Origin of the sequence: Planktothrix sp. FACHB-1355, from assembly GCF_014748295.1 — a bacterium.
Classification (GTDB): domain Bacteria; phylum Cyanobacteriota; class Cyanobacteriia; order Cyanobacteriales; family Aerosakkonemataceae; genus Aerosakkonema; species Aerosakkonema funiforme_A.
In genome coordinates, this window is sequence record NZ_JACJUP010001077.1 from 1 (window position 1) to 2425 (window position 2425).

The window sequence follows — 2425 nt, forward strand, 5'->3', positions numbered from 1 at the left end:
ATGTTTTGCTGTGATGTTATTTTTCTCCACTAATTGCCCATCCACCCATTCTGTATTATCGGGCGGATTGAGCATATAATCTTCTAAGGTAAAGATTTTTGATACATTTGAGACTTCGGCAGTAGCGATCATTGCTTTTCTCCTTAGCTGCATATATTAATATTATCACTCATCCCAATTTACCATTAATTTTTCACATATTGCTTCACCACAGCTTGCAACTTAAAAATTGTCTCGCCATTTTCTTTCTTTTCCAGCAAACAACGTCTTCCCAAGGATTGCATTACCTTGAATAACTCGGAAGGCGATATCTGCATACCATTTAACAATTGATATATAGAAATCGGTTCATTTTCAATCGCTAATCTAGACATTACCTGTTTTTCTAAATCTGATAACCTACTAAACTGCCGATCGAATATATCTTTCAAATCTTCACTGACAAATAGGGCATCATATTTGAGAAATTCAGCCACTCTCCCACCGCACAAATCTTTAATTAGCGTTGCTACTATTTTTAACCATAATGGATTACCTTGGTAAAGGTTAATCAATTCTTCCCATTTATTTTCATCAGCCAAACCTTTCTCTTTGAGGATTTCCCTTGCTGCGATACCCAAACCATTTAATTGTAGCGATCGCACTAATTTATCTGGGTCTTCCAATGCCACAATTTCTCTCGGTTTATCCCAACTAAGCAGCAACAAGCAACTATTATGATATAATTCGCCTAATCTTTTAAAGAGTAATCCATAATCTTCATATCCAGGTTCATAGCAACCAGCTAATTGTCCTTTACTAAAAATATGATGTACATCATCGAATACGATCAGACAACGTTGCTTTCGCAGATATTCTATTAATTGCGATCGCTTATTTTCTCCACTACCTGATAATTCACTTTCGGGTTGATTAGATAAAAATTCAATTAGTTCTTTTTGGATTAATTCTAGTGGTGGTTTTTCGCACAGACTGCGCCATATCACACAATCAAATTTATCTTGAATTTGCTTTAGTAGCTGAACTGCGATCGCACTTTTCCCGATCCCACTTATCCCTACAAGTGCGACGAGGCGACAGCGTTCTTGCACTATCCATTTTTCTAGGATAGCTAGTTCTTCTGTGCGATCGTAGAAATTGCCGAGATCCGGTGCATCATCTACAAAAACCCGGTTTCTTTGAGAAACCGGGTTTTTAACTTGGTGCGATCGATCTTGTGCGACTTCTGGAGGTGGCAAAGGTTTTGGACAAAGGTTAATGTTACCAATAGCTACAAAGTCTTGTGCAAAATTTGATGAAACTGATGAAACGTTAGAGAACCGACACCTTTGCATTGTAGAGCGAAAATTCGACTTACTGACATCTTCTCCTAATACATCTGATAATACCTTCCAAAGTTCAGAAGCGATATCCTTAACGTGACCTTCTGTGCAATTAAACTGTTCTGCTATTTTCGAGTATTTCTGATTTTGCACCGTTCCCCGTAAGACAGCTTCTTGCAGATCGTCTAGATGTTTCCCTGTTTTAGTGAAAATTAGGCGATCGGCTATTTTTAACATTTCTTTAATGTCCATTAGTCAGGTAAATGTCGGTATTTTCACTATTATAATCCTACTTTATCCGACTTCGGCAACTTTTTCCGACTTTTTCCGGCCTGTTTGTGTTGGAAAAGTTCCTACGAAATCCGACTTTTACCGACTGGACAAAATTGCCTGTTAGACACAAAATCCAAATTAGGATCATTCCATTATTTAGTAAACAGGTCAGATCTAATTGTCAACTAAGACTAATCTGTTCTGCATCCGAATATAAAACCTAAATCTAATGGTGACAAAATGAAGAAAACCCTAAGCATATTAGCCATAGCAACTTCTCTCAGCTTTGGTGGAGCTATTATTGGAAATATTCACTTGAGAGTGTTTGCACAAAGTAGCCCTTGGGGACAAGTTGTTTCTCCACAAACATACACAAATCCTGATACCGGACAGACTCTTTGTTTCTATTCATCATCACGTTGGGCACCATGTCCAGGCCAAGGCAATACAATTATCATACCGCCAAATGCTAAGTGTAGGGGTGGTGCTACTATGACAGACTTAATGAATAATTGCCCAGCCGCTCAATGCTTGATGGATCGAACACAAGCTCAACTAAGTGATTCTCCTGCTTTGCCTTGCACTGGTCTACCATAACAAGTAACTTATTTTTAACTATGCAGGAAAGAGCGATCGCACCTTACCCAAAATATGTGCGTTCACGAAGTGTGCCGTTAGGCGTATCGCTCTTGTTTGAATTAACTAGGTGGACGGCGAATTCGTGTCTGTACTTCATCTGCAACTACTAAACAACCTTGCAGACTCTCTAATCTTTGTTCGCTCAAAATACGAGAAATAAGATTTAGCACCGCCTGACTACTGCGACTACG

2 protein-coding genes are annotated in these 2425 nt (G+C 38.8%); one reads left to right on the plus strand and one right to left on the minus strand.

Translation table 11 applies throughout. The features are described from left to right. Nucleotides 1–185: 185 nt before the first annotated feature. On the minus strand, nt 186–1574 hold the full coding sequence (locus H6S82_RS29190; RefSeq protein WP_190465236.1) for an NB-ARC domain-containing protein: 1389 nt from the start codon (nt 1572–1574) through the stop codon (nt 186–188). Between the two features lie 261 nt (nt 1575–1835). On the opposite strand from H6S82_RS29190, the gene H6S82_RS29195 reads away from it, so the two are divergent. After that, nucleotides 1836–2192, plus strand: coding sequence for a hypothetical protein (locus H6S82_RS29195; RefSeq protein ID WP_190465235.1), 357 nt, complete (start codon nt 1836–1838; stop codon nt 2190–2192). Nucleotides 2193–2425 lie beyond the last annotated feature (233 nt).